Source organism: Alloalcanivorax dieselolei B5 (assembly GCF_000300005.1).
Classification (GTDB): domain Bacteria; phylum Pseudomonadota; class Gammaproteobacteria; order Pseudomonadales; family Alcanivoracaceae; genus Alloalcanivorax; species Alloalcanivorax dieselolei.
This window is the reverse complement of record NC_018691.1, coordinates 2207751-2226496: the sequence shown is the minus strand read 5'-3', so window position 1 is coordinate 2226496 and position 18746 is coordinate 2207751. Positions and strand designations below refer to the sequence as shown.

The 18746-nt window shown below is 58.8% G+C and carries 17 protein-coding genes and 3 tRNA genes; 7 read left to right on the top strand and 13 right to left on the bottom strand.

Going from position 1 to position 18746, the window contains the following annotated elements:
* Positions 1-36: 36 nt before the first annotated feature.
* The 5 genes from B5T_RS10055 to B5T_RS10045 all read right to left on the bottom strand — a co-directional run bounded on the left by B5T_RS10055 (position 37) and on the right by B5T_RS10045 (position 4502).
* On the bottom strand, positions 37-1587 hold the full coding sequence (locus B5T_RS10055; protein WP_014994392.1) for a long-chain-fatty-acid--CoA ligase: 1551 nt from the start codon (positions 1585-1587) through the stop codon (positions 37-39).
* A gap of 49 nt (positions 1588-1636) precedes the next feature.
* On the bottom strand, positions 1637-2032 hold the full coding sequence (locus B5T_RS22570; RefSeq protein WP_014994391.1) for a PaaI family thioesterase: 396 nt from the start codon (positions 2030-2032) through the stop codon (positions 1637-1639).
* 43 nt (positions 2033-2075) lie between these two features.
* Complete coding sequence (locus tag B5T_RS22565; protein WP_035451349.1) at positions 2076-2537, bottom strand: PaaI family thioesterase; 462 nt, start codon at positions 2535-2537, stop codon at positions 2076-2078.
* A gap of 78 nt (positions 2538-2615) precedes the next feature.
* Positions 2616-3632, bottom strand: a complete 1017-nt coding sequence (locus B5T_RS10050) for a BtrH N-terminal domain-containing protein (protein ID WP_051015466.1) — start codon at positions 3630-3632, stop codon at positions 2616-2618.
* Positions 3633-4502 carry a metal-dependent hydrolase gene (locus B5T_RS10045; RefSeq protein ID WP_014994388.1) on the bottom strand — a complete coding sequence of 290 codons (870 nt, stop codon included), beginning with the start codon at positions 4500-4502 and terminating at the stop codon, positions 3633-3635.
* A gap of 382 nt (positions 4503-4884) precedes the next feature.
* Here B5T_RS10045 and B5T_RS23500 point away from each other — a divergent pair, with 382 nt between their 5' ends.
* Positions 4885-5154, top strand: coding sequence for an efflux RND transporter permease subunit (locus B5T_RS23500; protein WP_197020991.1), 270 nt, complete (start codon positions 4885-4887; stop codon positions 5152-5154).
* A gap of 115 nt (positions 5155-5269) precedes the next feature.
* Here the strand turns inward: B5T_RS23500 and B5T_RS23825 are convergent, their stop codons facing one another.
* Together B5T_RS23825 and B5T_RS10035 are read right to left on the bottom strand one after the other, a co-directional pair.
* Positions 5270-5446: a patatin-like phospholipase family protein gene (locus B5T_RS23825; RefSeq protein ID WP_373287361.1), complete on the bottom strand. Its 177-nt coding sequence runs from the start codon at positions 5444-5446 to the stop codon at positions 5270-5272.
* A gap of 2000 nt (positions 5447-7446) precedes the next feature.
* Positions 7447-7995: a hypothetical protein gene (locus B5T_RS10035; protein WP_022996806.1), complete on the bottom strand. Its 549-nt coding sequence runs from the start codon at positions 7993-7995 to the stop codon at positions 7447-7449.
* A gap of 132 nt (positions 7996-8127) precedes the next feature.
* Here B5T_RS10035 and B5T_RS10030 point away from each other — a divergent pair, with 132 nt between their 5' ends.
* From B5T_RS10030 to B5T_RS10020, 3 genes are all read left to right on the top strand, one after another.
* Positions 8128-8505, top strand: coding sequence for a SaoD/DsrE family protein (locus tag B5T_RS10030; RefSeq protein WP_014994383.1), 378 nt, complete (start codon positions 8128-8130; stop codon positions 8503-8505).
* 89 nt (positions 8506-8594) lie between these two features.
* Complete coding sequence (gene mobH, locus B5T_RS10025; RefSeq protein ID WP_080530899.1) at positions 8595-10469, top strand: MobH family relaxase; 1875 nt, start codon at positions 8595-8597, stop codon at positions 10467-10469.
* Positions 10470-10569: 100 nt separating this feature from the next.
* Positions 10570-11517 carry a tyrosine-type recombinase/integrase gene (locus B5T_RS10020; RefSeq protein WP_022996805.1) on the top strand — a complete coding sequence of 316 codons (948 nt, stop codon included), beginning with the start codon at positions 10570-10572 and terminating at the stop codon, positions 11515-11517.
* 186 nt (positions 11518-11703) lie between these two features.
* On the opposite strand, the gene B5T_RS10015 is transcribed toward B5T_RS10020, so the two are convergent.
* From B5T_RS10015 to uvrY, 6 genes are all read right to left on the bottom strand, one after another.
* Positions 11704-11790: transfer RNA gene (locus B5T_RS10015), tRNA-Leu, on the bottom strand.
* Between the two features lie 45 nt (positions 11791-11835).
* Positions 11836-11909: transfer RNA gene (locus tag B5T_RS10010), tRNA-Cys, on the bottom strand.
* A 48-nt stretch (positions 11910-11957) separates the two neighbouring features.
* Positions 11958-12033 (bottom strand) — tRNA-Gly (locus tag B5T_RS10005).
* 81 nt (positions 12034-12114) lie between these two features.
* Positions 12115-12720 (bottom strand): CDP-diacylglycerol--glycerol-3-phosphate 3-phosphatidyltransferase, encoded by a 606-nt coding sequence (gene pgsA, locus B5T_RS10000; protein ID WP_014994380.1) that lies wholly within the window; start codon positions 12718-12720, stop codon positions 12115-12117.
* A gap of 111 nt (positions 12721-12831) precedes the next feature.
* Positions 12832-14652 carry an excinuclease ABC subunit UvrC gene (gene uvrC / locus B5T_RS09995; protein WP_014994379.1) on the bottom strand — a complete coding sequence of 607 codons (1821 nt, stop codon included), beginning with the start codon at positions 14650-14652 and terminating at the stop codon, positions 12832-12834.
* A gap of 139 nt (positions 14653-14791) precedes the next feature.
* Positions 14792-15442: a UvrY/SirA/GacA family response regulator transcription factor gene (uvrY, locus tag B5T_RS09990; RefSeq protein ID WP_014994378.1), complete on the bottom strand. Its 651-nt coding sequence runs from the start codon at positions 15440-15442 to the stop codon at positions 14792-14794.
* A 274-nt stretch (positions 15443-15716) separates the two neighbouring features.
* On the opposite strand from uvrY, the gene B5T_RS09985 reads away from it, so the two are divergent.
* From B5T_RS09985 to B5T_RS09975, 3 genes are read left to right on the top strand one after another with little or no spacing between them, the layout of a single operon-like run.
* Positions 15717-17396 (top strand): carbon starvation CstA family protein, encoded by a 1680-nt coding sequence (locus B5T_RS09985; protein ID WP_014994377.1) that lies wholly within the window; start codon positions 15717-15719, stop codon positions 17394-17396.
* A 5-nt stretch (positions 17397-17401) separates the two neighbouring features.
* Entirely contained in the window at positions 17402-17677 is a 276-nt protein-coding gene (locus tag B5T_RS09980; RefSeq protein ID WP_148279384.1) for a cory-CC-star protein, read from the top strand.
* A gap of 39 nt (positions 17678-17716) precedes the next feature.
* Positions 17717-18733: an ArsA family ATPase gene (locus tag B5T_RS09975; protein ID WP_014994375.1), complete on the top strand. Its 1017-nt coding sequence runs from the start codon at positions 17717-17719 to the stop codon at positions 18731-18733.
* Positions 18734-18746 lie beyond the last annotated feature (13 nt).

Sequence of the window (18746 nt, the reverse complement as noted above, 5' to 3'; positions counted from 1 at the left end):
CTCATCCAAGCAAGTGGTTTTGACGAGAATGATAAATCAGGTAACCGATCGCCCCATCCGGCCCCAGTAGGGTGCACGCAGCTCATTCTTGAGAATCTTGCCGGCGCCACTTATCGGCAATGGTTCACTACGGAACTCGATACTACGGGGAAGTTTGTAGCCGGCAATCAACTCCCGGCAATGGCTCAACAGCTCTTCTTCCGTGAGCACATGGCCTTGGCGAGGCACGACGATTGCATGCACCGTTTCAACCCATTCATCGTGGGGAATCCCCACCACCGCGCATTCCTGTACCGCGGGATGACTATAGATAGCACTCTCAACTTCGACCGAAAATATATTCTCCCCACCACTGATGATCATGTCCTTGACGCGATCGACGATGAAGACAAACCCGTCTTCATCCATATAACCGAGATCACCGGTATGCAACCAGCCGTTACGCAGGGCCTCAGCGGAGGCTTCCTCCATTCCCCAATAACCCAGCATGACGTTCGGACCTCTGGCGCAGATCTCGCCAACTTCGCATCTCGGCCGCTCGGTATCATCCTTGTCAAAAATGGCAACCTCGACTCCCAGCGCGGCCCTGCCCGCGCTTCGAAGCTTGTCGCCTCCAGGCACATGGAAATCGGGTGGCAAGGCGGTGATGATGGGTGACGCCTCCGTCTGTCCATACCCTTGAGCGAACAGAGCGTCCGGCATCTGCTTCATGGCGCTGATCAATACTGACTCAGGCATAGCCGACGCTCCATAGAGCATGCGCTTGACGCTACTTACGTCGAATTCCTTTATTTTTCCGGAGGACACCAGCAGATTGATCATCGTTGGCACGAGCAGGGCATGTGTAACTCTTTCACGCTCAATAAAAGAGAGCACATCGTCTACATCGAAACGAGGTACGATGCCGTGCGTGCCACCAGCTAGCGTCACGGCAAAAGTGCTTGCCATATCGGCCAAATGAAACATCGGAGCCGCATGCATGTAGATCGTGCCGGACGCATAATCCATTTCCGGCACCACATTAAGCGCATTGAAGACAAGGTTGTCATGGCTCAGCATCACGCCTTTCGACCGCCCGGTGGTCCCCCCGGTATAGAACAATCCGGCAAGCTCGCTCCCTCCTTCGCTGATATCCCGCATCGGATCTGATTCAGCGATAAGCGACTCATAGTCGACACACCCGTCCGGTAAACTACCGTCGCCCATGAAAACCACATGTTGAACGGTCTCAAGCAGCGGCCGTAGTTTTGACAGCATGTCGCTGAATGCATCATCGACAAACAGGATGGACGATGCGGAATCGTTCAGACTGTACGCGATCTCTGGCGGTGCCAGGCGGATATTGACGGGATTAAGAGCCGCGCCGGCCCATGGCACGGCGTAAAAATATTCTAGGTAGCGGTCGCTATTGAGTGACAAGATCGCGACGCGATTCCCGCTTTCCGCTCCCAAGGCGCGAAGGCCCGCGGCCAGGCGCGCAACACGATTCTCAAAAGCGCGCCATGACCGCCTTCTATCCTTGTAAATCGTGGCGATGCCGTCAGGATTTTGCTGGACCGCACGACGTAATGTTTGCGATATGATCAAGGTATTCTCCCAAGTCGCTCAAAAATCATCAGCCCCCAGTTGAAAATACTTAGCGGCTATAGATAAAGCGCCCGATTGACACAAGCGTTTTATCCAGATAAACGTCGACGGAAACGACTACGAAACGTCTTCCTGCACGGACAATACAAGGCTCGGCACGAATCGTGCCCGCAAACGCGGGCCGTAAATAATCAAAGGTCATACTACTGCATGACGGCTCTTCGACCAGATCAAGCGATTCCATCAAATAAAGAGCTGCCGTTATTTCGGCAAAACTGGCGAGAATGCCGCCATGAAAGGTACGCAACAGAGGATTACCGATATGCTGTTCTCGAAAGCATAACCGGCAAGAGAACCCCTCATCAGAGGTCAGCGCCTCAAGACCTAGAAACTCCACAAATGGAGTATTTTCAAGCATTTCTTTTTGCGCTTTATTCAGAGCCATGTCAGCCAACCCGTCATCTGGCGATTCAAAAGCGATCGCTCTTTCATACTTTACCCTCCCCTTTCATGGCTGAATCGAATGCAGGCCCGAGAGTACCGACGGCAAACGAACCGAATACCGTTGCCAGCAAGTTATGATCGGAATAAGCGCAACCTTGTCCGCGCACATAGGCGATATCACCTCGTACCGCGTAACACTCCACCTCGCTGTAGATTCCCTCCCCCGCGGGTACAGGCCGAATGAAATCCACACGCAGATCGATGGTCGCAATCGGACGCATGTCACCGAGTCGGGAAAATATTGCCAACCCGCAATTTGTATCCAATAGCGTGACAACAACTCCTCGGTGAAGCCCCCCGTGTCGATCGCAAAGCGCTGGACGGCAGGAGAGACTCATGGCGGCACGCCCTTTGCCAACTTCCTCCACTTCCACGCCGAAGGCGTTGAACAAGGGATGGGATGTGCCAAAGAAGGTCTTGGCCATGGTTAAATAACGATCTGACATCGAATCGCTTCCCCCTTTTCATTGGCCTGGCTCACTCAGAGCCAGTGTCTCGCTCCGGGTCCGGTCGCTTTTGTCTAATCAGCCCAGAGCATCTAGTGCACGCTTCACATAACGCGACTCGTGTGATTTAACCCGATTAATAGCCAACTCGATATCGGCGGAAGGAAATGTCGTTGCCTCGGAAGCCATTTTCAAAACAGCCGCCAAGCCGGACCAAGCCGCTGCCGCGCCTCGCATGAGCTCCACTAACTTCGCATCTCTCACCACGGTAATCCGTGCACTGGCCTCTTCCAAAAAGTCGGCGTAAAGGGTGCGAAATCCGGCTCCCCCAGTACCGCGCTTTTCGATCACCTGGTAAGCAAAACGCAACGACCAGCGCCAGTTTTCGTCAGCCGCCCAATGTGACAGCCCGTCAATCCAAGTATCCAGCGCCGTGAGACCGCTAAAACGATCGCCGTTCGCCAGAGCATAGGCATTGTCAAAGATGGCCCTCCGAATACGTTCCGGAGTTACGCTGGCTTTGATAGCTTCGGGGGCAAACAGGTTGCCGTTATGAATAAAAGGGGGTGCGGTGGAGAAGTGCGCGTCGGCCAAATTAGCCGTAGATACCGCGATCAACCCCGGGCGTTCGGTATCACTGACCAACACCTCGTCCCGCTCCTCGTCATATAACCATGCCACGATGGCGTGCCCTGGAAAATGTGTGCTGCTTTGGAAGTAGGGCAAATGGAAAATGTCAGTTAACAACAATGCGGGTCGATTCTCATTCAGCCCCCCTTTGAGATCCGTATTGGCGGACCGTTGATCGCGGTAGCTGCGCCAGGAAAAGGGAACATCCAAAGTATTGAATACGTTTTCCTCGAATTCCATTGAACGCACATGGACGATGAAAGGGGTATTGGAGGCTGCAGTCTCCACATAGGTAATGCCGAGTCCGGCCCCAAGACCAAAACAGCAAGCCTCGCTCATCACCAAGCCGTGGAACTCAAGCAAGTCACGGATGGCCGAACTGCCACAGTGCCTGCCCGGCCTGTGGCAGTGACGCGCCCCGATCTTTTGCCTTACAGCCGTTTCAGACACTTCTCCGCCGACCATTCAGGCGGCCTCGCTCACCGGCTCGGTTTCATATACGGCGGCCGATGCCCGCATCGGATCACCATGCTCTCCGTACTCCTTCAACCATGCCGCGACTTTCTCCGGCATGCCCGTTTCCCAGGGGTGGAATCCCGGACGGAACCACGCAATAAACTCGGGCAACATGCGGGTCAGAATACCGCGATGACCGTAGAGCCGGTTTAGACCACGCAGCACTACCGTCGGCCGTCGCATCGCACCGTCAAGACGCAACATATTCACGAACACCGGTCCGACGACCAGGTGCACCATCAGCATGGCAACCACCAAGGCCGAAGCGCGAGTCAAATAACCCCCGCCTGCCGCGGTTCGGTATACATCGTACGCCACTGCCTTGTGCTCAACCTCTTCCACACCATGCCAGAGAAACATCGCCCGCATTACCGGATCCGCATCTCGGAACATATCCGTTTCATCCTTGAGCATCGCCTCGCCCAGAGTGGCGGTAAAATGCTCGAAAGCCGCGGTCATCGCCAGTTGATACTTTTCCGGCATGTATTTCTGTGTCGTACGAATAAAACGACGCAGGTTGCGGGTAATTTGATCGACATCGATTCCCTGCGCCTCCATCACGTCATTGAAACGATCATGGACAATACCGTGCTGCCCCTCCTGACGAATGAAATGGCGAATATCTTCACGCAAGCGCTGGTCCGTCACCTGATCCTGGAAATGACGCACCGACTGGATAAAAAACCGCTCCCCCTCGGGGAAGTGCACCGACAAGGCGTCAAAAAAACGGGTTAAAACAGGATCACCGCCATTCCAGTGGCGCGGCACAGAGGACACGTCGAAATCTACTTTACGGGGCTGAATAGAGATTGCGCTCATCAGGGCCTCCATTTAGAACATTACAAGTGTGTATCATACGCTTGCTCGGTATTTTATTGGTTGTCCAACCAATTTTCAATATTTGCTTTTCCTGATAACCCAGTGATTTGAAGAAGCACTACCAGAGAGAGGCAATACCGTCCACGGAGGCAAGGGCTCAAATGAGCTTCCACAAAAAATACCTTAAAAAACAATAACTTAACAAAAACTTAACGAGATGTGCACACCATATTCCTGACTACGCAGGTAATCCCGATAGCGATGCTGATAACAGTCACCGGCATGGTGCAGACCCGAGTCAGATCCAACCTGATGAGCTTGGATACGCCGGACTTTGGCCTGCTGATGAACAGGCCATCATCATTCTCAAGCTGTGGGATGAGTGAGCGGCCCCGTCCGGGTGCAGCAGGTCAATGAACTGGCGCAATTGGTTGAGCCGATCCCCGGCAACCGCCACGAATTCCTGCAGCCAATCCAGATGCGCTTCAACGAGCTGCTCGCCGGCGTGCGCACGGAATTGGTTATCAAGGTGTACGGCGACGACTTCGATCAGCTGGAGCAACTGGGCATGGCTATCGAGACCGCTATCGGCGACGTGGAGGGCATCGCCGATATCCAGATGGAGCAGACCGCACCGGCCTACCGATGCTGACGATTATTCCGAACCGCACTGACACAGTCCGGGCTGGACGTGGATGCGATGCAGGACCAGTTGGCGACTGCTATGAGCGGAACCATGACGGGTCGCTTCAGCTCCATCATGTTGGTCAAAAGCGGACTTGTGCCCGAGAAAACAGATCGACGGTATAAACGCGCTTCCCGTCCGAACCGTAGTGATGGATGAGAAAATCAAGTGGTGAGTTGCTGACAATGCCACCGTCCCAGTAGGCCTTGCCGTCAATGACCGTCCAGGGGAAACCCAGCGGCAGGCTGCCGCTCGCCAGGATATGCTGAGGGCGTCAACATAGCTGTCAAAGACTTCGAACTCCGCCGTAGTGACATTGACAGCACTGAGGAGCAGCCGCACCAGGCTCGTCTTGAGCGCTGCGAAATTCACGTATTTCACAAGAAGCTCCTTCCCCGGCGCGGTGTCGTAGTAGCTCGTCCAGTGTATCGGGAATTCGGTGTGCGAACAGAACGGCTGCATCCAGCGGGGTCGGAAAAAGCACGGCACTTCAAATCACACAATTGAGTTCCCGGAAATCCCGCTGTGATCCAAGCCCTTGCTACCAGTGTGTAATGTACGGTGGCTGACGGTTTAAATGCACATTTTTGATATCGCACTCTTTTTAAACCAGTCCTGCCCCGTTATTAAGGAGCCATCGCCCAAGGAACACGGGCGGGCGGAGCGCATCGCGTCCGAAAGGACCGCAAGGAAGGAGGGCAGGCATGTCACCAGTGCGTTGCTTGGGGGGACCGCCGAGGTGAGGCGGTGTGGGTCATCATCAGCTATCGGGAAAGCCTGCGGGGGTATTACATGTTGGTTGAGTTTCAGGACACCAGAGGGAGCCGTCACCGGATCTATTCCAGCGCGAACTGGCGTCAATTGCTGGGCTGTCAGAAGGCGCTGGCGCACCTCAGGGTGCGTGTCCCCCACTTGGGCACGGGTGGCGCAACAGAGTGCGCGTCACCAAGCGGCCCATACCGTGGTAGTGAGAGAATAAACAGTCATGACTCCAATACAGGAAGCAGGAGACTGGAAGGGACGTCCGATCTGGGTCACCATTGAATTTCGAAAACTACTCCGTGGATACCACGTCACAGAGAAACCCAAGCGTCCTCGACAGCCCGGCCCTTCACTCTATTCCTGCCTTCATCGTCGGCAACTGAGCCTTCTCCAACAGGCGTTGACGCAGCTGGGGGGGGGCGTGCCCCATTGGGTCTTCAAAAAGGCGGCGGAAGTGGCCCGCCACGAACCTCTCTCTTAACTCTCTTGAGTGACGACGGTGACGGCAGAGCCTCCCTGCGCCCGATGATGCCGTGACATCGCGTCGTTATAGAGAATCGTCGGCTTTCCAGCCCCGGTTATGCTCTGGCGGTATAGCCACCATCATGCCACAATACCCCCATCACCCGCCGCCACGACGGTCATCGTGGTCCCTTGCCGCTTGCGGCATGACGCTCTGCCGGATCGAGAATCAGGGCAGCCTTCGGGCTCCGATCCTGCCCTCCCGCCTATAACGACACTATAACGGCGCACCTACGAAGGGAGGCGCTCAACGACGCGCCGGTGGTGAACCGGCGTTTCTTCTTTTTACTGTGGATCCCATCTTCAACGCGACACCATCGGGCTCATCGACGGTGCCGGCACCGGTGCGGGCTATTGCTTTCCCCTGGTCGTTTCCCTTTTTTCTATTTTGAGACGGCCCGGGGAAGGCAATGGCCTTCATCAACCACGCCGGCCGCCTGCCGCCGGACACCGGCAGCGCCCCTTTGTGCGGACCACTCCGGTGGCCGCGCCCGCTCACGTTCCGGTCCCACACCCTGATCTGGACCAGGCAATGGTGATGGTTGCACGGCAAGGCCAAAAGACTATTGCAAGGGTTTTGTTCATCAACACGCGGGTGCTGCATTCCACCTCTTTCCGCACCCGCCCGCATCCCAATCTGCCCCAACCCCGCACACCGCCAAGCCACACCCCGAAAGGGTGTGGCTTTTTACGTTGCGCCCACGATCTTGATGTCACCAATCACGACCCTGCCCCAACCCACCAAAGGACCGGCAAAGCCATCGAATGGCGCAAAGGGCCGATACCGGCAAAAGGGCGACGGGAAGGGGCAAATCGAAGGGCAAAGGCCCTATCCGAAAGGGCCGCAGTGCCGTCGGCGCTGCATGACAAAAGGCAAAGGGCTAGAAGACTGTCCCACCCAAAAGGGAAGACACGTCACACACTGGCCATCGAGAGGCACGGATCGGCCCAATAGTATCCATAATCAGCAACCATTCAGGCTCTGCGTTCATTTTCCTCCCCATAGTACCCCGCATCCGCCCTTTGCTCCTTCCTCCAGTAGCGGATCATCTCGTCCAGGCTGTCACGGTCATGGGATTCTACCTCTGGATTATCTCCCAGATCCCCCCAGTCATCGAAGGTCAGTTCATGCAGCGCCTCCACGATCTGGGCGATAGGGGCGTTACGATCCCAGTCAATAATAGGCCATCCATCCGGGTCTTGGTTAACCGGCAGGTTACAATAACGCCACCACCCACCTTCATCGAACTCACAGCCCAGATTCGATTGCCCCCAACGCAGTACGGCCCTCACAACCGCCAACTTTGATGGGCCAAAAACCCAGTCGTACTCATGCAGGAAGTTGGGCCGATCCTGCCCTCCACATCCCTCGCAGGCATACCCGAACCGGTCACGGTGTGCTTTCCAGAACTGCTCCAGCGCATCCAGTGTTTGCAGCCTGACGAACATAACGCCCCCATCAAACAATTTACCCTCCGGCAGCGGAATATCAATGGGGCGCAAAGACCTGTCTATCGACGTCATTGAATGGCTCCTCAATCTGACGAAGTACGCAACCTATAACCCGGAACGCGAAGGGCGACTCCGGTGCATGTTTATTTCTAGCGCTTGACGCCATTGTTACGCCATAACAATTTCAATCATCAGGAGTCCCACATGAAAGTCGCCTACGTCTTCGCTACCCACATGGCCTCCACCTTCAAACTAGCCACCATGATCCTGCCCCAGCTCGAAGCCGATCACCATGGCGCCGAGGTCGTCGGTATGTTCTTCTTCGATGACAATCTCATTTGTCTGCGTCAAGGCGATCCAATTGGGGAGCGCCTAGCCCGAGTTGCCAGACAGAAGGACATTTTGCTGATGATGTGTGATCAATGCGCGGTACGGCGCAATCTGGCCGAGGGCACCTTCGAGCAATGCGGCAGCGGCGAGGCCAAAGCAAAAGATACGGTTGAAGGCGTGCAAGCCGGCTGCTTCCCTCAGCTTTACAACGCCCAGGGAGGGAACCCACCTGATCACATTATCACGCTGTAAGCCCCAGGACTGCAGCAACCCATAATCCCAACACACTCCGTCTCTATTTCCCCTCCCTGTGCCCCCACAACAGAGCTACCGTCCGCCGCATGATGCGGACAACACTCCAACAGGTTCGGCGCTGGTTCCAAGCACCCAATGACGCCACTGTGCCTCAACGGCCTTCCAATGGCCGTTTTGAGGTCCAGCGCGCGGACGCCCTGTTGGCACCCCACAACGGCCTGATTTCCACTTTGAAGGGGCTGGCCGGCGTCCCCGAATCCCATTGGCAGCGATTGTATCAGGCCTTGCTCGACCGTTTCGCCGCCCTGGTCCAGCTGCTCCCCGCATCGGAAGCCCACCACCACGCCGGACCAGGTGGCCTGTTGCGCCACGGCCTGGAAGTGGCCCACAACGCCCTTTTGTTGAGACGCGGTATCTTGCTGCCGCCGAACGCCAGCCCTGAAGAGCAAGCCAGTCAGCAAGACCTGTGGACCTACGCCTGCTTTACCGCTGCCCTGCTCCACGACCTGGGTAAGCCGGTGGTGGACCAGGAGATCACGCTTTACCAGACCGATGGATCGGACCGCGCCTGGACGCCCGTGTCCGGCCCTATGCCCGAGGGCTGTCAGTATCAAATGACCTTCCGGCACGGGCGCGTCCATCGCCAACACGAACGGATTGCCCCGCTGCTCGCCCCCATCCTGCTGCCGCAACACGGCCTGGACTGGCTGGCCTCGGCCCCCACCCTGCTGGACGCCTGGTTGGCGGCCATTCAGGGGGCAATGGAAGACGCCGGCCCCTTGGGCGCCATCATCGCCAAAGCCGACCGGCGCTCCGTCGCGGAGAACCTGGCCGGTGGCGTCACGCCTCAGATGCCCACGACGCGGGTCAAGCCTTTGGCGGAGCGGCTGCTCACCGGGTTACGACACCTCATCACCTCTGGAGAGCTGCCCCTCAATCGCCGCGGCGCGGCGGGCTTTACCGATGAGCACCATCTCTGGGTGGTATCAAAGCGCGCCATTGATGCGCTGCTGGTGCATTTGATCGAGGAAGGCCAACCCGGCATCCCCACTCGCAACAGCCGCGTGATGGATGAGCTGCAACAGCATGGGATCGTGGTGCCGAATGAGGATCGGGCCATATGGCTTTGTGACATCACGATAGGCGACTGGCGCCAATCGTTAACCTGCCTGAAGATCGACCTCAGCCGAATCTGGCCAGATCCGGATCAGCGCCCTTCAGACACCGGCGTCACCGTCCACCCCAGTGACACTAAGCCCGCGACGGAAACGGATTCCGATGAGGAAAACGGGGGCAGTCATGACAGCCGCCCATCGGCGCCGGATGTGCAAGCACCGTCCCTGCCCGCCGATGAGCCGGACTTGCCCTCTCCGCCTTCCTCAATGCCCACCAGCCACGCGGGGACCCGCAGCAGCGAAACCATCGCCGATGACTTGGCGTTGCCGCTACCAATGGATCTCAACGCTGGCGGAAACGCCGACGAAGAAACTACCCAGGACACCAACAAACAAATCGAAGCGAACACGGGCGCACCAAGCAACGCCCCGCCCACCATACCGGCGCCATCTCCACCCCAAGAAACCAACGAAACCGGGCAGGCAACGGGCGACGCCGGCAAACAGTTTTTGGCGTGGTTACGCGATGGCTTGGCCACGGGCCGACTGGCGATTAACACTCCCCAGGCCCGCATCCATGTTATCGAACAGGGCCTGGTTCTGGTTTCTCCCGGCATTTTCAAAGACTTCAGCGCGGCGCGCTGGAATCACGTTCAGAAGCGCTTCCAAAAACTGAAGCTGCACCAGCGGACCCACGACAACATGAACATCTGGACCTGCAAGGCGGCCGGCGCCCGCAAGCAGGCCCTGATGAAGGTGTATTTGATTTCAAAGACCGAGGTGAGCGAGTTGGGATTGACGCTGCCCCCGCCCAATCCGGCGGTCAGATTACTACTAATGACTTAGTCGTTTGGTCATTTCAGCCTCAAATGAAAAATCGATACCCTTTAGCCCGGGCACTCGGATGTGCCTGTTCACACACAATCCACTCACGGAGGAATACAAAATGCTCCCCTCAAGGATGACTTTTAACGATCTTTGCGCGGCTTATGTTCGCTTCAAGCTGCTGAAACCCAACACCGTCCTCATGTACCGGACGTCCGTAAAAAGCTGGCTCAACAACTCCGATATTGAATACATCCATGAGGTGACAGAGGATGCGGTCATCGACTGGCGTAATCTGCGCCTACGGACTGTCCGGCGGACGACCTGGAATCTGCACCGCCGGCACCTGCGCGCGCTCTTCAATTTCGCCATGCACCCCAAACGCCGTTGGGTCACGTCCAACCCCTTCAAGGAGGTCCCCCCTGCCCCCGAACCGGGTCGGCTACCCAAGACCGTGGCGGTTCCCCTCCTCGACCACGTCATGACTCTGCTAACACGTCATCGCGGCACGTCAAAGGGCATGGCGCCCCGATGGTTCTGGGGGATCGTTGTCCGGACGTTTTTCTTTACGGGACTGCGGCGTTCTCAGTTGCCGGGGATCCGATGGAAAGACCTCCACCTCAACGAGAAATATCTTCTTCTGCGCTACGAGACCAGCAAAACATTACGGGAATGGCCGGTTCCTCTTCACGATGACTTGATTCAGGATTTAGGGTACCTGGAGCAACAAACACGCGATGTATTGGGGCGCGCTCCGCTGCCCGATGAACAAGTCTTCAACGGTACTCTGTTTAATCCGCGCTACGAAGGCTCGGTGCTGACGCCGGATCACATTACCCGCTTTTTCCAGGATCTGACGAGAGAGTTGGGTACGCCCATTTCCGCCCACCGCCTCCGGCATACCATGGCCACACAGTTGGCGCCAACCGGCCAGCTAAAGAGCCTTCAGGACGTACTCGGGCACACCAACATTAAGACAACAATGGGGTATATCCACCCCGATGTCGCCCAGCTCGGCGGATTGGTGTCGCACCTCCCCAGCTTGCGTCCCATTGGCCGGTCATGTTAAAAGCATCGGTGTTGGGCTTTTCCAGCAGCTAACGGTATCCGGTAGGTTTCGTGTTTCGTTAGAGTTGGCTGGGAGGAACCTCATCGCGAGGTTATCCAAGACACCACAGGCAAAAAAAGCCGGGGACGGCATTCCCCGGCGGCTAATTGCCAAGATTTAGAGGTGTCTTGGCGCACCTACGAATCCTGGTGCGGGTAGCCGGACTCGAACCGGCACGACCTAACGGTCGAGAGATTTTAAGTCTCTTGTGTCTACCAATTTCACCATACCCGCTTGATCTCGGGGCGCTCGTGGTAGAGGACTTCCGCGGAGAGGGATTGGAGGCGCGGGTCGGAATCGAACCGGCGTACACGGAGTTGCAGTCCGCTGCATAACCACTCTGCCACCGCGCCTGAAATCTTTAAAGAACAAAAAACCTCGGCTTCGCCGAGGTTGGGAATTGGAGCGGGAAACGAGATTCGAACTCGCGACCCCAACCTTGGCAAGGTTGTGCTCTACCAGCTGAGCTATTCCCGCTTTAGCGCCGACTGTTTGCCTCGACGCGGATCAGCATTCTACTCATGCCCCCTGGTCTGTCAACCCATTTTCTCTGTTTTTTCAGGGTCTTGGACGCGAACGCCGGAACTGCGGCGCCGCCGCCTTCAGATACAGGAACATCGACCATAAAGTAAGCAACATGGCCACGTACAGGCACAGGTAACTCAACCAGAGGATCGGCGTCATCAGCATGCCGCCGGCAATGTCATAGCCGGGCTGGACCGCCAGCAACAGCGTTATGGCCACCATCTGGGTCACCGTCTTTATTTTGCCAATGGCGCTGACCGCCACCTTGGCTCGCAGGCCCAATTCCGCCATCCACTCCCGTAGAGCGGACACGGTGATCTCCCGGCACACGATGACCATGGCCGGAGCAGTGAGCCAAAGCGTAGCATGTTGTTGCACCAGCATCAGCAGTGCCACCGCCACGATCAGCTTATCCGCCACCGGGTCCAGAAAGGCACCGAAGGGGCTGGTTTGCCCCAGCTTCCTGGCCAGGTAGCCATCCAGCCAGTCGGTCAGCCCGGCGGCCAGAAACAGCACGGCCGCCACCATATTGCTGCCTTTGAACGGCAGGTAAAACGCCGCCACCAGGACCGGAATAGTAGCGACGCGGATCAGGGTCAGGATGTTGGGCAGATTCAAAATCGGAGAGTGAGCAGGCATGAACTACTTCGACCGGCTGAAAAAAAACCAGTATAGCGGAATCCCGCCATCTTCTCATTGCCAGACCGCTTTTGTGGGTATGGTGTGTGGCAGCCGCTCAGGCAGGGCAAGCTAGCCGTGGAACCAGTCGTATATGGTTTGGGCGGTCTGGGCGTTGACGCCCTCCACCCGGGCCAGTTCCTCCCTGGACGCATTGCGCAATTGCTTGAGGCCGCCAAAATGGCTCAGCAGTGCCTTGCGCCGCTTGGGCCCCACTCCGGGAATCTCCTCCAGCCCCGAGCGGCGGGCCTTGGCCCGGCGGGCACGGTGCCCGGTGATGGCGAACCGGTGGGCCTCGTCACGGATCTGCTGCAGCAGATGCAGCGCCGAATCGCCGCCGCCGGGCACCAACTCGCGACCGTCAGGCAGATACAGCGCCTCGAGCCCGGGCTTGCGGGTCGGCCCCTTGCCGATGCCCATGACCAGAATACGGTTGTCCAACTGTAAGGACTGAATCACGTCGAAGGCGCGCCGCATCTGCCCCTTGCCGCCGTCAATCAACAACAGGTCCGGCAAACGCCCCTCCTCCTTGACCACGCGCTGATAGCGGCGGCGGACCGCTTCCTCCAGCGCCTGATAGTCGTCACCGCCCTGGTCCGGGGTCACATTGAAATGACGGTAATCGCCCTTGCGCGGTCCATGCTGATCGAACACCACGCAGGAGGCCACCGCCCTTTCTCCCTGGGTATGGCTGATATCAAAGCACTCCACGTGGCGGATCGGCGCGTCCGCCTCCAACAGGGTCTCCAGAGCGTGGAAGCGGCTCTCCAGATGCTCGCGGGCCGCCAGATCCCCGGCGATGGTCTGTTCGGCGTTGGTTTTGGCCATGTTGAGCCAGGCGGCCCGCCCTGCTCTGACCCGCCAGGCCAGCCTGATCTGCCGCTGGTAGCGGCTGGACAGGGCTTCCTGCAACGCCTCGGCACCGGGAAATGCCATTGGCAGTAGAATTTCCTTCGGAATCGACTGTTCATCCCGCTCGCCCAGGTAGTACTGGGCCAGGAAGGCCTCCAGGATTTCCTCCTGATTATCCTCACCGCGGGTATCCGGGCGGAAGCTGCGATGCCCCAGCACCCGGCCCTGCCGGACCATCAGCACTTCGATCACCGCCAGGCCATGACGGGTGGCTATCGCCACCGCGTCCACATTGCCGCTGCCGGCTTCCACATTCTGCTTCTGCTGCACCGCCTGCACCGCGGCCAGTTGATCGCGTAACTCCGCCGCGCGCTCGAACTCCAGCCGCTCGGCGGCGGCTTCCATTTCCCGGGTCAGCCGGCGGGTCACCTCGCGGCTACGGCCGGAGAGAAAATCTATCGCCATGCGTACCTGGGTGGCGTAATGCTCCTCGGATACCAGATCCACACAAGGCGCGGTACAGCGATGGATCTGATACTGCAGACAGGGGCGGGAGCGGTTACGGAAGAAGCTGTCGCGGCAATTGCGGATCAGGAACACCTTTTCGATCAGCGCCAGCGTTTCGCGGACACTGCCGGCGCTGGGATAAGGACCGAAGTACTGGGCGCCGGGGCGGCGGCTGCCACGATGAAAGGTCACCCGGGGAAAGCGGTCCGAGGTGGTGATCTTGATGTACGGATAGGACTTATCGTCCCGCAGCAGAATGTTATAAGGAGGCCGCAACGTCTTGATCAGCGACTGTTCCAGTAACAGCGCCTCCGCCTCGCTGGCGGTGACGGTGGTCTCCACTGCTTCGATCTTGGCCACCAGCGCGCGGGTCTTGGCGGAATCCACTCGCTTCTGGAAATAGCTGGAAAGCCGGGCGCGCAAATCCCGCGCCTTGCCCACGTACAGCACGCCGCCTTTGCCGTCCAGCATACGATATACCCCAGGGGTGCGCGGGCAATGGGCGAGAAAATGCTTGGCGTCGAAACTGGACAAGTTCACTCCGAATCGGTGGGCGGCGGGACCAGGCGCCTAGGGCCTGTTCACCCGGAACGCAAAACGCCCGTGCCGGAGCACGGGCGTCGCCTAGTTTAGCAAAATCCGGGTTTGGCAAAATCCGATTGGCGGATACCGTTTACAGAGCCACCGCTTCATGGGCGTTGACCAGACCATGGCGCACCGCGATCAGCGCCATTTCCATGTCACTGGTGATGCCGAGCTTATCGAAAATCCGGTATCGGTAGGTGTTGACCGTCTTCGGCGACAGGCACAACTGATCGGCCACGTCCTGCACTTTGAAGCGGTTGACGATCATCGTCATGATCTGCAGTTCCCGCTCGGACAGCACATCCAGCGCCGCCGGCGTCGGCTTGTAGGCACGCAATGCCATCGCCTGCGCGATGTCCGGGCTGATATAACGCTGACCGCTCTGCACCACCTTGATCGCCCGGACCATTTCTTCCAGATCCGCCCCCTTGGTCATGTAACCGGCGGCGCCGGCTTCCATCACCCGGGAGGGAAACGGTTCTTCCTCGCAAACGGTTACCGCGATGATGCGAATGCCGTCGTCCTGCTTCATCATCTTGCGGGTGGCGACCAGTCCGCCCATGCCGGGCATCTTGATGTCCATCAGCACCACGTCCGGTTCCAGATCGCGGGCCAGTTTCACCGCCTCCTCTCCGGAGGCGGCCTCCCCAATGACCCGGATGCCATCCTGGTCACTCAGCATCCGGCTAATGCCGGTACGCACCAACTCGTGGTCGTCCACCACCATTACTTTGATCATCGTCGAATCTCCCCCACGTCGATCCTTGAGTGTGGTTTTTGTTGTCGGAAGTCACCCCGGTTCCCCCTTGGCATGGCTTCCTCTCCATGACTAACAGACAGAGGCCGGACATCCGAAAAGGCCCATTAAGCCTAACCCGCGACGGCCGCTCTGCCTAGAGAGCGCACTAACATTGAGCGCTTTGGACTTTGGTCGCATTGACCAGCTTCACACTTTGCGGTTAATTCTGTGATGGACATGTCTTACTCGACTGCGCAGCGAATAAGGATTAATCATGAGCGCCATCGTCTTATTGATCCTCGGGCTGGGCGGCATGGCCGCCGGCTATTTTTTCTATTCCCGTTTTATCGCCGATAAAATCTACAAACTGGACCCGGATTTCGAAACACCCGCCCATTCCATGGAAGACGGCGTGGATTTCGTACCCACTAACAAATTCGTACTCTGGGGCCACCATTTCACCTCCGTGGCCGGCGCCGCGCCTATTGTCGGCCCGGCCATCGCCGTGATCTGGGGTTGGTTGCCCGCGTTTCTATGGGTGGTGTTCGGTACTATTTTCTTTGCCGGGGTCCACGATTCCGGCGCGATCTGGGCCAGTGTCCGCAATCGGGCGCAGTCGGTGGGCAGCCTCACCGGCGAGGTGGTCGGTCCGCGCGCCCGCAGCGTGTTCATGATCGTTATTTTCCTGGTGCTGTTAATGGTCAACGCGGTGTTCGGCGTGGTCATCGCCCGTTTGTTGATCAATAACCCCGGCGCCGTGGTACCGGTATGGGGCGCCATCGCCGTGGCGCTGGTGATCGGCCAGTTGATCTATCGCTGGAAACTGAATCTGGCGGTGGTCTCCCTGCTTGGCGTGGTGGCGCTGTACGCCTTGATCTGGGTCGGCCCATCGGTCCCCATCGCGCTGCCGGAAACCACCTTCGGCCTTTCCGCCAATGCCGCCTGGATCCTGATTCTGTTCGCTTATGCCGCCATTGCCTCACTCCTGCCGGTGTGGGTGTTGCTGCAACCCCGTGATTACATCAACGGACTGCAGCTCTTTGTCGGCCTGATCCTGCTTTATGGCGCCATGCTGATCGCCAATCCCACGGTGGTGGCGCCTGCCCTCAACGTTAACGTGCCGGAAGGCACGCCGCCGTTGCTGCCCTTGCTGTTCGTTACCATCGCCTGCGGCGCGATCTCCGGGTTCCATGGCCTGGTCGCCTCCGGCACCACGTCCAAACAGTTGAACAAAGAAACCGACGCCCGCTTCGTCGGCTATTTCGGCGCTATCGGTGAAGGGGCCCTGGCCCTGGCCGCGATCCTCGCCGCCACCGCCGGCTTTGCCTCGCTGGCGGACTGGCAAGAGGTCTACTCCAAGTTTGGCGCCGGCAGTCTGAAGGCCTTCGTCGATGGCGGCGCCACTATTCTCAGCGCCGGCACCGGCATTGATGCGGCGGTCTCGGCCACCATGCTGACGGTGATGGCGGCTTTGTTCGCCGGCACCACCATGGATACCGGCCTGCGCCTGCAGCGCTATATTTTCCAGGAATGGGGCGAGATCTATAACGTCGCCTGGATGCGCCGCCCGGTACCCGCCACGCTGTTGGCGGTGGGCGCCTGCATACTGCTGGCCTTCGGTGCCGGTGGCGCGGACGGTTCCGGCGGACTGTTGATCTGGCCGTTGTTCGGCACCACCAATCAGCTGCTGGCCGGCCTCACCTTGCTGGTGGTCACGGTGATGCTGGTGCGGCTTGGCCGCCCCACCCTCTACACTCTGGTGCCGCTGGTGTTCCTGCTGGTGATGACGCTGGCGGCGCTGCTGATCCAGTTACGTGGCTTCTACGAAAAACAGGACTGGTTCCTGTTCACGCTGGATCTGGTGGTCCTGGTGGCGGCGGTGCTGGTGACTCTGGAGTGCACCGCCAGTCTGCGTCGCCACAAGAAAGCCCGGGAAGCCGAGGTGGAAGGGTGAAAGCGGTGACCCTTCTCGGCAATTTCAAGCGCTGGTATCGGCGGGCCGGGGAACTGGGGGCGGAGTATTACAACGCCCCCTACCGGTCCGCCATTGCCCGCGCCCGCCGGGACGAAGATGACCTGTTCATGCTCATGGTCTTCTCCGAGACCATGGGCATTCCCAATCCGGCCAGTTGGTATACGCTGGAACTGCAGCCGCTGCTGATGGAGCGATTCCACGACTGGCACCAACGCATGGGCATGCCCCATTCACCACTGGATAATTTCCGTTGTTGCTGAGCGCTATCGCCAGCAAGCTCGTCAACGAGACTCACCACAATGCCGGAACTCAATCTGCATGACCTTCTGAGCCAGCACCGGCAGTTGATGGTCGGTGGCAAGGGCGGCGTGGGCAAGACCACGGTGGCGTCCGCGCTGGCCCTGGCCGCCGCCAATCTTGGCCGCCGCACGCTGCTGGTATCCACCGATCCGGCCCACAGCCTGGCCGATGCGTTTGACCGCGAGATCGGCAATCGGGAACAGGCTCTGGCGGTCAATCTCACCGCCCTGGAAGTGGACCCCGAACAGGAGGTCGACGAGCACCTGCAGCGGGTGCGCGCGCAAATGGCCCGGTTCGCCAGACCCGAGCAACGCTCGGCCATGGAGCACCAGCTCAAACTCAGCCGCCAGGCGCCCGGGGCCCAGGAAGCGGCGCTGCTGGAGCGCCTTACCACTATTATGGAAGAGGCCCGCGAGCGCTTTGACCTGGTTGTTTTCGACACTGCCCCCACCGGCCACACCTTGCGCCTGCTGAGTTTGCCGGAGGTGATGGCGGCCTGGAGCGAGGGACTGTTGCGGCAACACCGCCGCTCCGAACAGTTGGGCAAGGTGCTATCCCACCTGACCCCCGGCCGCGATCTGGACAGCCCGGTCAACACCCCGGAAGAACATCAACTGGCCGGCCTGGATGACCGTACCCGTGATCTGGCGGCCCCGCTGATCGAGCGCCAACGCCGCTTCCAGAAAGCCCGCCGCCTTCTCTCCGACCCCGAGCACAGCGCTTTTCTATTCGTCCTCACACCTGAGCGCCTGCCCATTCTGGAAACCGAGCGGGCCGTGCACAGCCTCAAGGAGGCCGGCATCCCGGTGGCCGGCGCGGTGGTCAACCGCGTGCTGCCGGACGGCGCCGAAGGGGCCTTCTTCCAGGCCCGACGTGAGCGCGAGCAAAGAATGCTGCGGGAACTGGCACAACGGCTGGACCCGCTGCCCCGGCGGCAAGTACCCTTGTTCGTCGATGACATTCAGGGATTGTCGGCGCTCGAAGCGTTTGCTTCCCGCCTGCTGAGCACGCCTTAGACGTCTTCAGCGC

Bases quoted from the DNA above. Each gene is read 5' to 3' on its own strand.
- B5T_RS22570 (WP_014994391.1), bottom strand. From the start codon at position 2,032: ATGGCTCTGAATAAAGCGCAAAAAGAAATGCTTGAAAATACTCCATTT.
- B5T_RS22565 (WP_035451349.1), bottom strand. From the start codon at position 2,537: ATGTCAGATCGTTATTTAACCATGGCCAAGACCTTCTTTGGCACATCC.
- B5T_RS10050 (WP_051015466.1), bottom strand. From the start codon at position 3,632: ATGGTCGGCGGAGAAGTGTCTGAAACGGCTGTAAGGCAAAAGATCGGG.
- B5T_RS10045 (WP_014994388.1), bottom strand. From the start codon at position 4,502: ATGAGCGCAATCTCTATTCAGCCCCGTAAAGTAGATTTCGACGTGTCC.
- B5T_RS10035 (WP_022996806.1), bottom strand. From the start codon at position 7,995: ATGACGTCGATAGACAGGTCTTTGCGCCCCATTGATATTCCGCTGCCG.
- B5T_RS10030 (WP_014994383.1), top strand. From the start codon at position 8,128: ATGAAAGTCGCCTACGTCTTCGCTACCCACATGGCCTCCACCTTCAAA.
- mobH (WP_080530899.1), top strand. From the start codon at position 8,595: ATGATGCGGACAACACTCCAACAGGTTCGGCGCTGGTTCCAAGCACCC.
- B5T_RS10020 (WP_022996805.1), top strand. From the start codon at position 10,570: ATGCTCCCCTCAAGGATGACTTTTAACGATCTTTGCGCGGCTTATGTT.
- pgsA (WP_014994380.1), bottom strand. From the start codon at position 12,720: ATGCCTGCTCACTCTCCGATTTTGAATCTGCCCAACATCCTGACCCTG.
- uvrY (WP_014994378.1), bottom strand. From the start codon at position 15,442: ATGATCAAAGTAATGGTGGTGGACGACCACGAGTTGGTGCGTACCGGC.
- B5T_RS09985 (WP_014994377.1), top strand. From the start codon at position 15,717: ATGAGCGCCATCGTCTTATTGATCCTCGGGCTGGGCGGCATGGCCGCC.
- B5T_RS09975 (WP_014994375.1), top strand. From the start codon at position 17,717: ATGCCGGAACTCAATCTGCATGACCTTCTGAGCCAGCACCGGCAGTTG.